Annotated in this window: 19 protein-coding genes and 1 riboswitch; of the genes, 9 read left to right on the top strand and 10 right to left on the bottom strand. The window is 67.8% G+C overall.

Features of this window, described 5'->3' with window-relative positions:
- The first annotated feature begins 79 nt into the window (after positions 1-79).
- The gene (locus tag DL991_RS37680; protein WP_125789116.1) at positions 80-1087 is read left to right on the top strand and encodes an RNA polymerase subunit sigma-70; all 1008 of its coding nucleotides are present in this window, start codon (positions 80-82) and stop codon (positions 1085-1087) included.
- Between the two features lie 15 nt (positions 1088-1102).
- On the opposite strand, the gene DL991_RS37675 is transcribed toward DL991_RS37680, so the two are convergent.
- Positions 1103-1687, bottom strand: coding sequence for a dihydrofolate reductase family protein (locus DL991_RS37675; RefSeq protein WP_125789115.1), 585 nt, complete (start codon positions 1685-1687; stop codon positions 1103-1105).
- A 160-nt stretch (positions 1688-1847) separates the two neighbouring features.
- On the opposite strand from DL991_RS37675, the gene DL991_RS37670 reads away from it, so the two are divergent.
- The 3 genes from DL991_RS37670 to DL991_RS43130 are packed head-to-tail and all read left to right on the top strand — an operon-like array spanning position 1848 to position 3655.
- Positions 1848-2672, top strand: a complete 825-nt coding sequence (locus tag DL991_RS37670; protein ID WP_125789180.1) for an MBL fold metallo-hydrolase — start codon at positions 1848-1850, stop codon at positions 2670-2672.
- A 40-nt stretch (positions 2673-2712) separates the two neighbouring features.
- Entirely contained in the window at positions 2713-3294 is a 582-nt protein-coding gene (locus tag DL991_RS37665; protein ID WP_125789114.1) for a dihydrofolate reductase family protein, read from the top strand.
- 13 nt (positions 3295-3307) lie between these two features.
- Positions 3308-3655, top strand: a complete 348-nt coding sequence (locus tag DL991_RS43130) for a hypothetical protein (RefSeq protein WP_233599229.1) — start codon at positions 3308-3310, stop codon at positions 3653-3655.
- A gap of 60 nt (positions 3656-3715) precedes the next feature.
- On the opposite strand, the gene DL991_RS37655 is transcribed toward DL991_RS43130, so the two are convergent.
- From DL991_RS37655 to DL991_RS37625, 8 genes are all read right to left on the bottom strand, one after another.
- A complete protein-coding gene (locus tag DL991_RS37655) occupies positions 3716-4417 on the bottom strand; it encodes a hypothetical protein (protein WP_125789113.1) in 702 nt (233 codons plus the stop codon).
- A gap of 34 nt (positions 4418-4451) precedes the next feature.
- Positions 4452-4754: a hypothetical protein gene (locus DL991_RS37650; protein ID WP_125789112.1), complete on the bottom strand. Its 303-nt coding sequence runs from the start codon at positions 4752-4754 to the stop codon at positions 4452-4454.
- A 129-nt stretch (positions 4755-4883) separates the two neighbouring features.
- Complete coding sequence (locus DL991_RS37645) at positions 4884-5573, bottom strand: Crp/Fnr family transcriptional regulator (RefSeq protein WP_125789111.1); 690 nt, start codon at positions 5571-5573, stop codon at positions 4884-4886.
- 75 nt (positions 5574-5648) lie between these two features.
- Positions 5649-6851, bottom strand: coding sequence for a hypothetical protein (locus DL991_RS37640; RefSeq protein ID WP_125789110.1), 1203 nt, complete (start codon positions 6849-6851; stop codon positions 5649-5651).
- The gene (locus tag DL991_RS37635; RefSeq protein WP_125789109.1) at positions 6848-7489 is read right to left on the bottom strand and encodes a hypothetical protein; all 642 of its coding nucleotides are present in this window, start codon (positions 7487-7489) and stop codon (positions 6848-6850) included. The genes DL991_RS37640 and DL991_RS37635 overlap by 4 nt, the downstream gene beginning before the upstream one ends.
- 205 nt (positions 7490-7694) lie before the next feature.
- Complete coding sequence (locus DL991_RS42780; protein WP_158634494.1) at positions 7695-7865, bottom strand: hypothetical protein; 171 nt, start codon at positions 7863-7865, stop codon at positions 7695-7697.
- Between the two features lie 520 nt (positions 7866-8385).
- On the bottom strand, positions 8386-8868 hold the full coding sequence (locus tag DL991_RS42775) for a hypothetical protein (RefSeq protein WP_158634493.1): 483 nt from the start codon (positions 8866-8868) through the stop codon (positions 8386-8388).
- A gap of 291 nt (positions 8869-9159) precedes the next feature.
- On the bottom strand, positions 9160-9903 hold the full coding sequence (locus tag DL991_RS37625) for a trans-aconitate 2-methyltransferase (protein ID WP_125789108.1): 744 nt from the start codon (positions 9901-9903) through the stop codon (positions 9160-9162).
- 57 nt (positions 9904-9960) lie between these two features.
- Positions 9961-10075: riboswitch (cobalamin riboswitch) on the top strand.
- An 83-nt stretch (positions 10076-10158) separates the two neighbouring features.
- On the opposite strand from DL991_RS37625, the gene DL991_RS37620 reads away from it, so the two are divergent.
- From DL991_RS37620 to DL991_RS37600, 5 genes are read left to right on the top strand one after another with little or no spacing between them, the layout of a single operon-like run.
- Positions 10159-11667: an ABC transporter substrate-binding protein gene (locus DL991_RS37620; protein ID WP_125789107.1), complete on the top strand. Its 1509-nt coding sequence runs from the start codon at positions 10159-10161 to the stop codon at positions 11665-11667.
- Position 11668: 1 nt separating this feature from the next.
- Positions 11669-12610, top strand: coding sequence for an ABC transporter permease (locus tag DL991_RS37615; RefSeq protein ID WP_125789106.1), 942 nt, complete (start codon positions 11669-11671; stop codon positions 12608-12610).
- Complete coding sequence (locus DL991_RS37610) at positions 12604-13389, top strand: ABC transporter permease (protein WP_125789105.1); 786 nt, start codon at positions 12604-12606, stop codon at positions 13387-13389. The genes DL991_RS37615 and DL991_RS37610 overlap by 7 nt, the downstream gene beginning before the upstream one ends.
- Positions 13386-14804: an ABC transporter ATP-binding protein gene (locus DL991_RS37605; protein ID WP_125789104.1), complete on the top strand. Its 1419-nt coding sequence runs from the start codon at positions 13386-13388 to the stop codon at positions 14802-14804. The genes DL991_RS37610 and DL991_RS37605 overlap by 4 nt, the downstream gene beginning before the upstream one ends.
- 58 nt (positions 14805-14862) lie before the next feature.
- Positions 14863-15084, top strand: a complete 222-nt coding sequence (locus tag DL991_RS37600) for a hypothetical protein (protein WP_125789103.1) — start codon at positions 14863-14865, stop codon at positions 15082-15084.
- Between the two features lie 208 nt (positions 15085-15292).
- On the opposite strand, the gene DL991_RS37595 is transcribed toward DL991_RS37600, so the two are convergent.
- On the bottom strand, positions 15293-15597 hold a 305-nt coding region (locus tag DL991_RS37595), incomplete at its 5' end, for a fasciclin domain-containing protein (RefSeq protein WP_148106376.1).

The raw sequence follows: 15597 nt of genomic DNA, 5'->3' as shown, positions 1-15597 counted from the left end.
GCTCTTCCACCGATCAGAAATCCTCCGCCACGTCGTCAGTTCTGGTGACCCCCTCGCACCGGTGGAAGGATTGACGACCATGACCGACGCCGGCCCGCTGGGCGCTGACGAGGCCACGTTCATCGCGCTGGCCCGCTCAGGCGATACCGCGCGGTTCGCGCTCATCACCGAACGCCACCGGCGTGAGCTGCAGGTGCACTGCTACCGGATGCTCGCGAACTACGACGACGCCCAGGACATGACGCAGGAGACGTTCCTGCGAGCGTGGAACAAGCGGAAGTCGTTCAAGGGCCACGCCGCACTGCGGACCTGGCTGTACCGGATCGCGACGAACGCCTGCCTCGACTTCCTTCAGAAGCGCAATGACCGCACACCCGTGCCGTCCGGGCTGTCGGACTCCGGCTCCGAGGTGCCGCACCTGCAGCCGTACCCCGACCGGATGCTCCCCGAGGACCCGCAGGAATCGGTGGTGTCGCGGGAGACGATCGAGCTGGCGTTCATCGTCGCCGTCCAGCATCTGCCGCCGCGGCAGCGGGCGGTGTTCATCCTGCGCGACGTCCTCGGCTGGCCCGCCTCGAAGGTCGCCGACGCCCTCGAGCTGACCGTCGCATCGGTGACCAGCGCACTGCAGCGAGCCCGCGTGACGATGCGCGAGCAGCTGCCCGACCGTCGCCTCGACTGGAGGAGCCCCGCCCCTCACGAGCTGTCGCATGACGAGCGCGGCGTGGTGAAGGCGTACATCGACGCCCATGAGCGCAACGACCTCGACGGGCTGATGTCCCTGCTGCGCGACGACCTGCGCTTCGCGATGCTGCCCGAGCTGGGCCCCGTGACCATGACGGCCAAGGACGCGGTGGACGGCTGGGTCTCCGGTGGGCTCTTCGAGCGCGGCCGTGACGACTGGCGCGGTATCGGCACGACGGTCAACCGCATGCCGGCCGCCGCGCTGTACCTCCGCGCCCCCGAAGACACGGAGTACCGGCTGTTCGCCATCGCGGTGCTGCGCATCGTCGACGGGAAGATCGCCGAGCTCACCGGCTTCGACGCCACCGGCAAACCATGGCTGGACCCGCTCCCGGCACTGTGATCGAACCCGGCCCCATCAGTGCCTCGTCTCGTATCGGGTCAGCACCACGCCGCCGGGAAACGTCCGCGTCTCCACCAGGGTCAGCTTCACCCAGCTGTCCAACGCGGTGAAGAACGGCGTGCCTCCGCCCACCAAGACCGGCACGGTGACCAGCAGGTACTCGTCGATCAGCCCGGCCCGCATGGCCGCCCCGGCGAGCGTCGCGCCGCCGATGTCCATCGGGCCGCCGTCCTCGGCCATGAGCCGGGTGATCCCGGTGACCGCGTCGCCGGTGACCAGGCGGGTGTTCCAATCGACCTTGTCGATCGTCGAGGAGAACACCGCCTTCGGCATGTCCCGCCAGCGGCGGGCGAACTCGATCTCCGCCGGTGTGGCGCCGGGCTGCCGGTCGGCGGTCGGCCAGTGGGAACTCATCGCCTCCCACAACTTGCGCCCGTACAGCGCCAGTCCCGTCGCCGCCACCCGGTCGGACCACCACTGGAACAGCTCGTCGCTCGGCGACGAGTCCGGTCCCTCACCCCCGCTCCAGCCGAGGTCGTCGCCGGGTGCGGCGATGTAGCCGTCCAGGGTCACATTCATGCCGAAGGTCAGTTTCCGCATGGCGTCAGCCTCCTGTGAGTCGATCTCACACGTATAGACGGACGCGGCGCGAAAACCTGATCGGTGCGTGTCGCCTGTCGGGGCGCAGTCCGTCGACTCGGACGCAAGGCGGGAGACTACGAATGAACGACATCAAGCCGCAGGCCGCGGAAGGAGCCTCATGCTGACCCAGGTTGCCGAGGGAGTGCTGGTCCATCAGAGCGAGTTGCTTCGGAACAACACCGTTGTCGTGCGGGGCAATGGCGGCGTGCTGCTCATCGACCCCGGGATAACGGGCGATGAGATGACCTGTCTCGCGAACGACCTTCGGGAGTTGGGCGAGCCCGTCGTGGCGGGATTCTCGACCCATCCTGATTGGGATCACGTGCTGTGGCACGCCGAACTTGGCGACGTGCCTCGTTTCGGTACAGCCCGTTGTGCGGCTCATATGCGAGATGTGCGGTCGAAGGCGGATTGGAAGGCCCGCGCCGCCGAGGGGTTGCCGCCGGAAATCGCCGAGGTGACACCGCTGGACCTGTACGGTCTCATCACGGGTCTGCCCGCCGAGACCGCGAGGATTCCTTGGGATGGTCCTGAAGTCCGGATCATCGAGCATCCGGCGCATGCCCCGGGCCACGCGGCACTGTTGATCGAAGAACGCGGCGTTCTCGTCGCCGGCGACATGCTCTCGGATGTCTTCATCCCGATGCTCGACGACGTGCACGACACCAATGACCCGATCGAGGAGTACCTCGTCGGGCTGCGGCTGCTCGAAGGTGTGGCAGACGACGTCGAGGTCGTCGTCCCCGGGCATGGTTCCGTCGGCAGAGGTGATCGGGTACGCGCGAGGATGCGCCAGGATCGGGCGTACGTGCACGCCCTGCGTGACGGCCGTGACCCCGATGACCCGCGAATCGGCCCGGCGGCCGAGCCCGGCTGGGAATGGGTGAGCGACATCCACGAAGGACAACGCCGGCGCTTCGCCGGGAGAACCGAACGCGGCTGACGAACGTCCCGCTGCCGCAACCAAGCCGAGGAGCCTACGGATGAACGACACCGAACCGCAGACCGCGGCGGGAAAGGTGCTCTGGCACTTCACGATGTCGCTGGACGGCTTCGTGGCGGGCCCGGACCACGCGATGGACTGGATGACCGGGACGAACCGCCCGGGCCTGGAAGGCGAATACGTCACGACCACGGGCGCCGTGCTGGGAGGTCGAGACGGCTGGGATATGGCCGCCGCGAGTGGTGGCCGCCCGTACGGCGGCGACTGGGACGGGCCGATCTTCGTGCTCACCCACCACCCCGAAGACGCGGCACCCGCCGAGGGAGTCACCTTCCTCGACTGTGACCCCGCGGAGGCGGTACGGCTCGGACTCGAAGCCGCCGGCGGCAAGAACCTCGAAGTGTTGTCCCCGACCATCGGCGCTCAGCTACTCGACCTGGGACTGATCGACGAGATCGACCTGCACATCGCACCGGTCCTGCTCGGCGAGGGCATCCGGCTCTACCACAACCCGGGCCGCGCGCCCATTCACCTGCACCAGGTCGGTGACGGCGACCCCAGCTCGGAAGTCAACGTGCGGTACCGGCCTGCCGGCACGGCGAAGGGGCCCGATCGAAGCTAGGCACGGGTTGCCGATGACGAACCGGGAGACGCCGGTTGAGCTTCTCGGGACGCCGGAGCGTCAGCACCGCCACGTCCCGGACGACGTCGACACCGAGGAGTCCCCGTCGTGCGCCGAAGTCGCAGGTCACGCTGGGTTCGTCGGCGGCGCGGGTCTTCTCAGCCTGTTCGGGCTCACCGACGAGGGGATCGTCACCCGGCTCACCGCGGACCTTCTTTGCCGACGTTGTGCCGACACCTCGGCCCCGTTCACCTCGCCGGCGACTATCGGCTCGATATGCCCTCACTCACCCGACGCGGCCTCGTCGGGTGAGCGGGCAGCGAAGCAGGTCCTGGCCGGCCTGTCCCGCCCGATGCGCTGACGAAACACCGACCACCACGAACTTCGTCGCAACACCGGTTCTGGCCGCCACCTGAACCGGTCATGACCCGTATGCCGTCCTGCAATAGCTCTTGGCATCGCCCTTTGTGTCGGACGCGACGCAGCTTCCGTCGAGGTCGATCGATGGTGCCACGTGATACGTTCGCGGGTCGCCTTCCGGGGTACCTTCAGGATTTTTCGGCGTCTTCTCGCCAGTCCGGACCCACATGATCTTCAGCGATGACCTGGCGGGGCTCATCGCCAGTCCGGATAACTGCGCCGGGCTGCCGTTGGGGTCCATGGAGTCGAAGCACGTGCTGGCGCGGTCCCAGTATTGGGTCTCCTTGCCGTCTCCGTACGACAGGGCGATCGTCTTGTCCGACGGCCAGCTGAACCCCGTGACCTGCGGGAACTGGGCGGTGACCTCGGCGACGACCGCGGACATCACGATCTTCCCACTGTCCGCTTTCTCGCTCGTACCGAGCATGAGGTCGCGGCACGCCTGGAAGAGGCTACCTTCGCTGATGGTCATTTCCTGATGCCACTCGACCGCGATATCGGCTTTGTAGCCGTCCTTTGTGGTGATTGCGAAGGTGACGGTTTTATGAAGCGGCCCGTAGTTCGCGGCTGTGGTCGTCGGAGCGGCCGTGGCCGAGTTGGTCGTTGTCGTCGCTGCCGTCGACGAGGTCGTCGTGGCCGTGGTAGCGCCTTGGCCCGTATCCCCGCCACACGATGTCAGGACGACAAGGAATGTCAGGAGCATCGCGCCGGTCGTGAGATTCGAAGGTCTTCCCACGTCAGCGCGCGATCGCGAGGCAGTAGACAGCGTCGTCCGGCTCGTGTTTCAGCTGGATCCCGTATTTGTCGTCCTCGGGGCAACTCTCCTCGTAGCCTCCGACGTGGGTGATCTTGTAGATCGGGTCGCCGAGGTTGTCCATCACGTTCCCACTCGTGGGGCATTCCGCCGGCTTGATGTCGGTGCCGCCGACGCCGACAGTGGTACGGACGCACTCGCCGACCTTGTGCTTACCGCCGAATACCCCGCACCCACCCGCGACCACCGCGATGATCACGGCGCAGGCCGTCAAACGCCAGAGCATGATTTCTCCTTCGCTGCCCAGTCCGTTCTGGACATATGTGATGCTCGACCGGATCGTGCCGAGGTAACCATTGAAGGCGCTTCATCGGCTTGTGCATGTGCGTCACATGTGGCAGACCGGCCCTCTTTGTTATCGACTGGTCCGAGCGCGTAACTCGTCGACGTCCTTGATAGTGATCACACCACGGTCGGTCGTGATGACTTTATCTTCTCGAAGTGTTTTGAGGGCGCGCACCACCGATTCTCGCGACAACCCCAATGACTCACCCAACGCGGCCTGGGATCCGATGGCGAACCTGAGCCGATCACTGTAGGCCGGATCGAAATCATCGACATAACGCAACAGCATTTCGACGATCTTCGTGAAAGCATCGTCGTTCTGGCCGACGATGTTCCGATCCGACTCGCGCAGGCGCTCGGACACTACGGCGCAAAGGACGCGGAGCACGCGGGGACGTTGTGCCAGGTAGCGGTCGAACGCGCTGCCGTCGATGATGAGCGCGCGCACCGGTGTCTCCGCTTGGACTGTCGCAGACCTCACTTCGCGATCCAGCACAGCCTGTTCGCCCACAATGTCTCCGGCGAACCGTGGCGCGATGGGCGTTTTCCCGTCAGCTGCCAACAGCCGGACTCGTCCGCTGTGAAGCACAGCGACCCAATTGTCCGGATCGCCGGCCCGGATCAGCGTGGCGCCGACTTCATATCGGCGCAGGACGGCCTTGGAGACCAGGGCTTCACGTTCGGCATCGTCGAGCCTTCGCCAGAAACTGCCGACGCGGTGCCCGGAGGTCACGATGGCCAACTGCGAAATCGCTGTCACGCTCGTGTCTCGTTCCGTCCGGCTTGCGAGGTCGCTGACTACATCGTCGTCGCAGGGCTAAACGTAACGAGGTGATCAGAACCTGCTGAGTCGGTAGATCGGCGCGCCGTCGGAACCGTATATCGTTGCCTGATCAGGCGAGTCGAACGTGATTTTATAACTGGCTTGATTGGGTTTCTGGGTAACTTGAAAAGTGTAGCGTCCATTGACGTCGGGCTGACTCGAAATACGGCAGGTCATCTGGCCGCCGATGTCAAGGACCCTACCTTGGTGGTAGTAGAATCCTTCGCAGCTTCCTCCATTTCCGCTGTACACCTTTGTTCCCGTGTCGTCCGATGATCGCCAGCTGCCAACGAGAATGCCGGGATCGCGCAGCGGTTGACCGGCGTCCGGTGAGGACGAGTTGTTGTCCGGCATGGCCGCGCCTCCGTCGTCCGCGCTGAGCAACGCGTAACCAACCCAGCCGACACCGAGGAGGAGCAAGAGCAGGATCAGGATGGCGGCGCGCGGGTGGCGGCGTACTTGTTCTACGAACGTCTGGTTGTTGATGAGGTCGCGGCCGACCTTGGCGCCGGCCACCTTGTCGCCGATGTGTTGGTCTCTGCCGGAGACGTTCGAGTCAGTAATGGTCACGTTCCCGCCGACGGCGTTCTGCGCGTCCGATCGCTGGGGGCCGCGTTGCCGCGCCGCCACAGCACGTGCGGCGGCGTCGTCGCCGGGAATCGACAGCCATGCCGTGGCTGTGACGTCCTTTACGTGCACCACCGTGCAATGGAAGGCATTGGGGTCGATTTGGTCGTAACCGTGCCGGACGGTCGCCTGGTACAGCACGTCCGAGACTAGGACGGCACACCTTCGGTCGGTGGTGGACAACGCTTCGCGAAGTACGTCGGAGTCCACGAGCCGAAAGGCATGGTTCACGTCCGAGCCGACGAAACCGTTCTCATCCTGATGCACCTCGCCTGCCTGGACCGCCACCCGTACTTGGCAAGCCCAGCCAGAAGGGAGCCTCTCCGCCGATTCCACGCGATGCGCGAACTCTGTGAGGACGGGCCCGAGCAGCACCGCTCTCGGAGTCTCGGTCGGCACGATCACCAGCACGCCGTCACCACGATCTTCGTGCGCGCACAGCTTCCAGTCGACCCCTCCCGCGGTGAACGCGTCCGCGAGCAAGCCGTAGAGCTGTCGCCGAGCGGCGATCTGGTCGGGGTTCCTCAGTTTGCTGAACGATCGCAGGTCCACGACCACGATCGTGGCGGGAAACGGATACTCGCTCATTTCTTGCACCCCGTGGTCGTTCCGAGGAAGGCGCCGCACTGGTGGGCGTTCAGCACAGCCGTCATGACCACACCGCCATTGTTGACAGCCAGGAGATAGGCGCCAGGGTCGATCTCCCACCGCTTGCCGTCCCAGCGCATGGGGAGTACACCGACCTTGGCGCCGCGGTGTGACACGTTCACCTGCGCGGCGTTGTTCGAGCCGGCGACTCCGCCGATCACCACATCGTTGATCTCGGCACGCATCTCCGGGTTCCGGGTGAAGGCGGAAGCGATGACGTCCCGGCAGGTGTCTCCGGACTTCGCGGATGCCAGCACGCACCAGTCAGCGGCGTTGAGATCGATCTCCGCCTGTCTGATCGCGCTCACCGTGTTGAGTGCGCCGTCGAGCCCTTCCTGATACACCACGTCGGTGGGTGACGAGCCGAGTTCCTGACTGACGATGTACCCACCACCACCCACCAGTGCCAGGGCGAGGACGCCGAGTCCGAACCGGACCTTCGTGTTCGTGACCTTGTCGCGGCCGACTTTGTCGCCACCGACGGTGTCACCGATGTGTTGATCCCGGCCGGCGAAGTTGGAGCCCTTCACCGAGAAGTCGCCACCCACGGTGAAGGGGCGGTCGTCCTTGTCGCTCATGCAGCTCCAGTCCCTCAGGTTCGCGGTCGAGCGCGATTGAACCGAAGAACGCGGAGCGAAGCGACTTCTTGTGCGTCACGGTACGCACAACCGCCCGATCACTCCGCCACCACAAAGCCGCCTCCAGACGAAGGACCGGGAGCCCCACTCACGCGTGTGGGGCTCCCGGTCCGTCTCAACCGATGTCGAAGCAAACGAGCGCGGACTACGTCAGCCCGGCATCCTCGTGTCCTCGGGGGACGAAGACGTTGGTCAACGTCATCGACGAAACACGAACCGGTTTCTTCTTCTCTTCGCGCAGGTCTTTCGCGCACTTCCCGATCCTCAAAGCCAAATCGTTCAGATCGTCGTGGACGAAGCTCTCGATCTGTTGCACTACAAGATCCTCCTTGGGCCAAGGTCGTAAGGGAGTCGTTCCCAGTGATGCCACTGCTACACCCCGAGACGTGAACATGGCCTCGCGCTCGACCGGATGAAGTTCCGGAAGCTTCTCCCGAGCCGGCACGGGCTCAGCTTGAAGCGACCGCGCCGAACGAGTGGCAAACGATTACCACGTATTTCTCCGGGACGATGAACGGTCATGACACAGGAGATGAAGTCGAGGATGATCCGGCCGCCTTGATCGGCGATGGACCCGAGCAGTGGTTTGTTCGCGTCAGCGCGGCCCCTTCGGCGGCCTTGGAAGGCCGGCGCTACCGCGCCGATCGTCCTGTCGCGCGAGTTCGGCCGTCGCTTCGTCGATCTTCCGTTCGAGGCGCGAGTCGCTCCCCAGCAAGGCGAGCGCTGCGGCGGATATGACGTTTCCCCGGTCGTCAGAAGGCATGCGGGTGATCACCAGTCCAGGTCAGGGTCTTCGGCGACCGAATTCAGCGCGGTCACCGTCGCGTGGCCTTCACTCAGCAGACGGGCGTCGCTGCCCGGCGACAACTCGCCATCGACCGTGACAGCGGTGACGGTGAACGCGCCGTCCTCGCCGTTCTGGACGTGACTGCGCACCACACCGAATTCGGCCAGCCCTCCGCCGCGTCGCGCACCGCTTGCGAGGTGGTGTCGAGCGGTTCGATGAGCCTGGAAAGCTGCTCCCAGGCGAGCCTGCCCAGCACCCGGGCGACCACGGTCCTGACCGCGGCCGGTTCGCCGGGGAGTGAGCGCAACGCGCCCTTTCCTCCGCCGAGCGCGCTGCCCGGCATGAGTGCGTCGAGGCATCGCGAGAGCACCTCTCCGATGAGCCGGACCGCCACCGGACGAGAGGAGCCTCGCAGGTAAGGGGCGACGTCCGGCATGGTGGCCATCCTGCGCACCACGCCTGCCACCATGCGGTCCCGGACCAGACGCAACTCGAGAGCGGACGCCACGGGCTCCCGGAATCGCTTCGACACAGTCTTCCCTTCGGCAGGCAGTCCCCGCACAGCTTCTACGCCGTTGGCGGCACTGGCCAGCCCGAAGGCAATAGGTAAGGGCCCTCACTCATGAGGTCGAAGCCCGCATTCCTGAACAGGGCAACGAGACGAGCACACCTCGACTGTCCACACGGGACACATCCGGACCACTATGCACCGCCGGACGAGGAACGCTCACCCGTCCGTGAAGGCCTCCTTGAGGGACCCAGAGTCCCTCAAGGAGGCCTTCACGGACCGACCACCGGCAGCTCGGTGTGCCGTCCGGCGGGGTCAGCGCAGCGCCGCCAGGACGTAGTCGTCGCCGAACTGCCACACCGGGGCCGCTTCCGCGAAGCCCGCCTCCCTGAGCAGTCTCGTGTGCTCCTGCGGGCTGAGCCGGTTGCCGTAGCCGGTCGAGATACCCCGCAACTCGGCCGCGGTGAACCGCTCCCCCAGCGCGGGATCGGCGGCGACCGCGGCCCACCAGCTTTTCCAGTCTTCGTGGGACTCGACTCCGGCCCGCGCGGCACGACGGTTCTTGACGGTTTCGGTGAGGTCTCGGATGCCGGGTTGTGCGTCGTAGAAGTGGTCGCCGTTGACGAGCGCCCCGCCTTCCCTCAACGCGCCGGCGAGGTCACGGTAGGTCTCGGCGAGCCGCTCGGGACGCAGCCAGTGCAGGGCGGTCGTCGAGACCGCGGCGTCGATCGGCCGCCACTTCAGCCACCCGCGTTCGGCGAGGTCGGCCTGGAGGTACTCGATGTCCGCGTGCGCAGGCCGGGTGGCCTCGGCTAGGCCGAGCAGGAACGGATCGTTGTCGATGCCGACGACTCGCGCTCGCGGTAGCCGCCGGGCGAGCCTGGTGGCCAGCGAACCCGGACCACAGCCGAGGTCGAGCACCAGCGGCTCGGCGACGTCGCGGCAGACGTGCTCGACGACATCGATCAGGACGTCGAAGCGTTCTTCGCGGTCGGCGATGTAGCGTTCCTGCTGGACATCCCACCGTCGCACCCAGCTTGCCGCGAGTCCCTGGTCCACCGCGCTCCCCTCGTGATCTTCATCCTGTGTAGCACACCTCGATCATGGGTTACCGTGTGCGTCACAACGTAAGAAGGTGCCCGTCGGGGGAAGCCGGTGTGAATCCGGCGCTGACCCGCAACCGTGAACGGCCTGTGCCGTGAGCCGGACTGCCCGCCGAGTGCTGCCAGCCCCAACTGTCGTGGAGTACGGAGCGGGGTCCCGTTCACGTGCGGCCGCGCGCCCGGGACAGTGCTCGATGTCCCGGAGGTCCCTATGACGCGTCATCCGCTCACTCGTCGGCGCCTGCTCGCTTTGGCCGCGCTCACGCCCTTGGCCGCCTGCGGGGCCGCACCCGCGGACGCGGGACGGCTGAAGGTCGCGTTCGCCGCGGGCGGGTCGAAGGAAACCCTGGATCCGGCACAGGTTTCGCTTTTCGTCGACCAGGCGCGGGCCAAAGCGCTCTTCGACACGCTGGTCGCCTACAACGCCGACACCTCGTTGCGGCCGCGGCTGGCCGAGTCCTGGGAAAGTGACGGTTCCGGTACGCGCTGGCGGATCAGGCTGCGGCAGGCGGCCTTCCACGACGGGCGTCCGGTCACCGCGGACGACGTGCTCTACACCTTCCGGCGGATCGCCGATCCCGCGCTGGCTTCCTCGTCCCGGCAATACTTCGCGAAGGTGGACTTCGCCCGCAGCAAGGCGTTGTCGCCCACCGAACTCGAACTGACGCTGACCACTCCCGACTTCGAATTCCCGTCGGGGTGGGGCTCGCCGGGCGCGGAGATCGTGCCTGCCGGGACGACGGGCTTCACGGCGCCGATCGGGTCCGGCCCGTTCCGCTTCGTCTCGTTCACTCCCGGCGGCCCGGCGGTGTTCCGCAAGAACGAGTCCTATTGGGACGGCGCACCGAGTATCGACGAGCTGGAGTTCGTCCCGGTCAACGACGAAACCGCGCGCGTCAACGCCTTGCTGTCCGGGCAGATCGACTACGCCCACGATCTCGCGGCCGGTACCGCGGCCAGGCTGACCGGCGACGGGCGTGTCTCGCTGCTCGAAGCCAAGGGAACGACGATGCAGGGCCTGATCCTGCGCCTGACGCAGCCGCCGTTCACCGACCCGAGGTTGCTGCGCGCCGTACTGTCCGGAGTGGACCGGGAGGCGTTGAACCGGGTCGCGCTGGCCGGTCGCGGCGAAATCGGCAACGACCTGTTCGGCAAAGGACTCCGCGGGTACGCCGCCGGCATCCCGCAACGTCGGCGCGACGTGGAACTGGCCAGGGCGCTCGTGCGGGAGGCAGGAGCCGAGGGGCTCGCCTTCGCCGTCGAAACCAGCGACGTCGACCCGGGCTTCGCCACCGCGGCCACACTGATTTCCCAGCAGCTCAAGGAAATCGGGCTCACCGTCACGCCGAACACACGCGCGTCGAGCACCTACTTCGGCGAGATCAAGACCAAGGGGGTCGCCGCGCTCACCCGCACGGCCACCCTGCCGGTGGCGACGTTCCTCAACCAGCGCTTCCGCACCGGCGGCTCCAACAACGTCAACGGATTCGGCTCACCGGAATTCGACGCCCTCATGGACCGCGCCGCGGCCACCCCGGACGAAGCCGCCAGGCTCGCGCTGTTCGGCGACGCCCAGCGGATCGTGCACGACTCCGGCGGCCTGCTCGCCTGGGGGTTCAGCACCTGGACGATCGCCGTGTCGAAGCGGGTTTCCGGGTTGGTGACCGCACCGCCGAACACCTTCGAGTGGGCGAGGTTCGACCGCGCCCGGCTGTCCTGACGTGCCGGGTCACACCGTGCGGCGGCTGGGTTTCGCCGTGCTGCAGGCGATGGTCGTGCTGATCGCGACATTCGCCGTGACCGCGTTGCTCCCCGGCGACGCGGCCTCGGTCGTGCTCGGCGAACAGGCCACCGACGAGCAGGTGGCGACCGTACGCCAACGGCTCGCCCTCGACCAGCCGCTCCTCGACCGGTTCGGGAACTGGCTTTCGGGACTGGTCACCGGCGATCTCGGCCGGTCGCTCGTGACCGGCGCCCCGGTGACCGACGAGATCGTCCGCCGCTTCGCCGCAACCGCGGTGCTCGCCGGAGTGACCCTGCTCGTGCTCGTACCGCTCGCGCTCGTCATCGGGGTCACCTGCGGACTCCGCGAAGGGTCGCGGATCGACCGGATGCTCACCGCCGTCACGCTGTTCCTGCATTCGATACCGGAGTTCGTCCTCGGCCTGCTGCTGGTCGCGGGATTCGCCGTCTACACCGGGTTGCTCCCGGCCACCGCGGCCGGAACGGACCTCGCCGCGCGCCCCGAGGTGCTCGTGCTGCCGGTGATCGTGCTCGTCGGCAGGCAACTGTGCGATGTCGCCCGGCAGCTCCGGATCGGGATCGCCGAGCAGACCCGGGGGCAGGTGGCCGAGCATCTGCGGCTGCTCGGCCTGCCCGAACGCACCGTGGTGCTGCGGCACCTCCTGCCCGCCGCCGCGGCCCCCGCCGTGCAGCAACTCGCCCGCGCCGTCGAAGGGCTGCTGACCGGCACGGTGATCGTCGAGTCCCTGTTCGCGATCACCGGCCTCGGCACGGGTTTCGTCGAAGCCGTGCAGAACCGGGACATCCCGCAGGTGCAGGGATACGTGCTGGTGTTCGCCGGTGTGGTCGTGCTCGGGAACCTCGTCGCCGACCTCGTCGCGCACCGGCTGACCCCACGCCGGGAGCTGGTCACGTGGTGAGCAGAGCCCTCGGCTGGCCGCTGCTCGCGGTGCCGCTCCTGCTCGCGGTGGCCGGGCCGGTGATCGCGGGCCCCGTTGTGTCCGTCGGGGCACCGTGGCAGGCACCGGACACCGCCCATCCGCTCGGCACCGACGTCCTCGGCCGCGACACGCTCACCGTGATCCTCGCGGGTGGCCTTCCCGTGATCGGCATGACGGTCACCGCGCTCCTGCTCGCCTACCTCGTCGGGGTACCGCTCGGTCTCGCCGCGGCCGGGCGCGGACGGCTGGCCGACGAGACCGTGATGCGATCACTCGACCTCGTGCTGGCCTTCCCCTCGTTGCTGGTCCTCATGGTGCTCGCCGCGACCGGACACCGCGGGCCCGGCGTGCTCGTCCCGGCCGTCGCCGTCCTTCAGCTACCGGCGATCACCCGCGTGGTGCGGGCCGCGGCACTGGCGCCGGGCTGCCGAACCGCCGTGGAAGCCCTGACCCTGCAAGGACGATCGTGGTGGCGCGTCCAGCTCGGATACGTCGCCCGGCACGTCACCGGTCCGGTCGCGACCGACGCCGGCACACGGCTCGGCGTCGTGCTCTATCTGCTGGCATCGGCGAACTTCCTCGGGCTCGGCCTGCCGGCCGACTCCCCGGACTGGGCCGTGGTCATCGAACGCAACAGCGAAGCCCTCTACACCGCCCCCGCGGTGGTCCTGGTGCCCGCCGCGCTGCTGATGGCTCTGTGCGTCGGCACCAACCTCGTCACCGACCGGCTGCTCGCCACCCGGCGGATGATCCCGTGACCGTACTGGAGATCGCCGGACTGTCCGCCCGCGCCGGGGAAACCGTTCTGCTGGAGGACGTCTCACTGGCCCTCGAACCCGGCCGCGTCCTCGTCGTGCTCGGCGCGTCCGGCGCGGGAAAGACCACACTGGGCCTCGCCGCGACCGGACGAGCCCGCCCGGGGATCGAGCTGTCCGGCTCGGTCCGCCTCGCGGGATTCCCGCTGCTGGACCGGCCCGCGTCCGAACTGCGGCGGGCGCGGGCAGGGGTGATCGGTCACCTGCCGCAGCAGCCGTCTGCGGTGCTGGACCCGGTCCGCCGCTGCGGTCCGGTGCTGGCCGAACTCGCCGCGCTTCACCACGATGGCCGCGCCGCGCGGCTGGCGGCGGCCCGCTCCGCCTTGGCGGAAGCGGGACTCGAACCGGATCTGTGGCGCCGGTTCCCGCACCAGCTGTCCGGCGGGCAGCAGCAACGCATGGCCCTCGCCACCACCCTCGTGACCAGGCCCCGTGTGCTCGTCCTCGACGAACCGACCAGCGGTCTCGACGCGGCGAACAGGACCGCCCTCACCACCCGCCTCGCGGCGCTTTCCCGTGCCGGGACGGCGATGCTGATCCTGACCCATGACCTCACACTGGCGCGTGCCCTCGCCGACGACGTCGCCGAACTCCGCGACCACCGGTTGGTGCCGTCCCCCGCCGTTCCCGAACACGGACGTTTCGAGGGATCTTCGGCCGCGTCGCCGACGTCCCCGGTGCTCGTCGTCCGCGGGCTCACGGTGCGGGCCGGGCGGACGACGCTCGTCGAGGACGTCGACCTGGAGCTGGCGGCGGGCAGCCGCACCACACTCACCGGTGCCTCGGGCGCGGGCAAAACGACGCTCGGCCGCGCACTGGCGGGTTTGACCCCACCGGCCGCGGGCACGATCGAAGTCGACGGCGTCCGTCTTCCGCGCCTGGCCCGTCGTCGCGATCGCGCGCAACTCCGCGCGGTCCACTACGTCCACCAGGACAGCCGCGCCTCTTTCGACGAATTCCGAGGCGTACTCGACCAAGTGGCCGACACCGGCCGCCTCCTCCGCGGCCTCAGCCGCGCGGACGCCCGGCTCGAAGCGGAGGAGCTCCTGCGTTCCCTCGGCGTCGAGCCGCTCGGCCCACCCGGCCCCCGCCCCGGCCTGCTTTCCGGCGGACAGCTCCAGCGCTGTGCCGTGGCCCGCGCGCTCATGGCCCACCCGAGAGTCCTCGTCTGCGACGAGGTGACCTCGGCTCTCGACGCGGCCAACCGCACCCGGCTGCTCGACGTCCTCGCCGCCGCGGCGACCCGGCACGGCACCGCGCTGCTCATGATCAGCCACGACGAAACCTTGGCTCCGTTCGTGGATCGCACGCTCGTCATCACCGATGGGCGCTTTTCCACGAGCGTGATCACCCACTAAAGGGCGCGCGCTCCCGCCTTGGCGGAAAAGCGGAATTCGACGGTCACCGGCAGCCGGTGTGTCACGGGTCCCCGCGAGCGTCGCGTGCGCGGCGTGGACACCGGGATGGTTCGTCACCTCGGTGACGAACGGCTCGATCGCGGTACCCGCGGCCAGCTCGGTGCGGCCGGCGGCGGGTTCGGTCTCGAAGCGCCAGGTATGGGTCTTGGGCTTCCGGGTCAGCTGCGCGATGAGCGACCGCGACGAACGGAGGCCGGCCGCCGCCGTGGCCATGGAGTGAAGGCCACGACGACGACCGGCGGGACGCCGCCGCATCGGCGCCCCCGGCGGCGGAGGCCCGAAATCCGCCGCACGACCGGGTCATGCCCCTCACCGGCCACTGTGGACACAAGGAATGGCCGCCGCGGCTCGGGGGTCGAAGAAGCCGCGGCGGCCACCATGACCGGGCCACCCGTAAGGGGAGTATTCGATGTGGCCCGGACGAAGGATCAGTTCTTGTTGGTGCCGGGGGTCAGCACCTTGTCGATGACGAAGACGGTCGCGTTCTTGGTGGGGATGTTGCCGCACAGGATCTTGGCGCCGTTGACGGTCATGTTCTCGCCGGTGCCTTCGATCTTGACCGGGCCACCGGAGGTGTTGAGGCTGTCGACCGAACCGGCGGTGGCGAGGCCCTTGGCGTCGTAACGCTTCCCGACGACGTGGTACTGCAGGATCGGGGCGAGCTGGTCCGGCTTGCCCGCCAGTTCGGCGAACTTGGCGTCACCGAGTGCGGCGAAGGCCGGGTCCGCGGGGG

This window comes from Amycolatopsis sp. WAC 01375 (assembly GCF_003947325.1).
Lineage (GTDB): Bacteria > Actinomycetota > Actinomycetes > Mycobacteriales > Pseudonocardiaceae > Amycolatopsis.
This window is presented reverse-complemented; position numbering and strand designations above follow the sequence as displayed.

Coding starts and splice junctions, on each gene's coding strand:
- DL991_RS37650 (WP_125789112.1), bottom strand. CDS start 4,754: ATGCTCTGGCGTTTGACGGCCTGCGCCGTGATCATCGCGGTGGTCGCG.
- DL991_RS37675 (WP_125789115.1), bottom strand. CDS start 1,687: ATGCGGAAACTGACCTTCGGCATGAATGTGACCCTGGACGGCTACATC.
- DL991_RS43130 (WP_233599229.1), top strand. CDS start 3,308: ATGACGAACCGGGAGACGCCGGTTGAGCTTCTCGGGACGCCGGAGCGT.
- DL991_RS37680 (WP_125789116.1), top strand. CDS start 80: ATGACCGACGCCGGCCCGCTGGGCGCTGACGAGGCCACGTTCATCGCG.
- DL991_RS37635 (WP_125789109.1), bottom strand. CDS start 7,489: ATGAGCGACAAGGACGACCGCCCCTTCACCGTGGGTGGCGACTTCTCG.
- DL991_RS37655 (WP_125789113.1), bottom strand. CDS start 4,417: ATGCTCCTGACATTCCTTGTCGTCCTGACATCGTGTGGCGGGGATACG.
- DL991_RS37620 (WP_125789107.1), top strand. CDS start 10,159: ATGACGCGTCATCCGCTCACTCGTCGGCGCCTGCTCGCTTTGGCCGCG.
- DL991_RS37640 (WP_125789110.1), bottom strand. CDS start 6,851: ATGAGCGAGTATCCGTTTCCCGCCACGATCGTGGTCGTGGACCTGCGA.
- DL991_RS37665 (WP_125789114.1), top strand. CDS start 2,713: ATGAACGACACCGAACCGCAGACCGCGGCGGGAAAGGTGCTCTGGCAC.
- DL991_RS37670 (WP_125789180.1), top strand. CDS start 1,848: ATGCTGACCCAGGTTGCCGAGGGAGTGCTGGTCCATCAGAGCGAGTTG.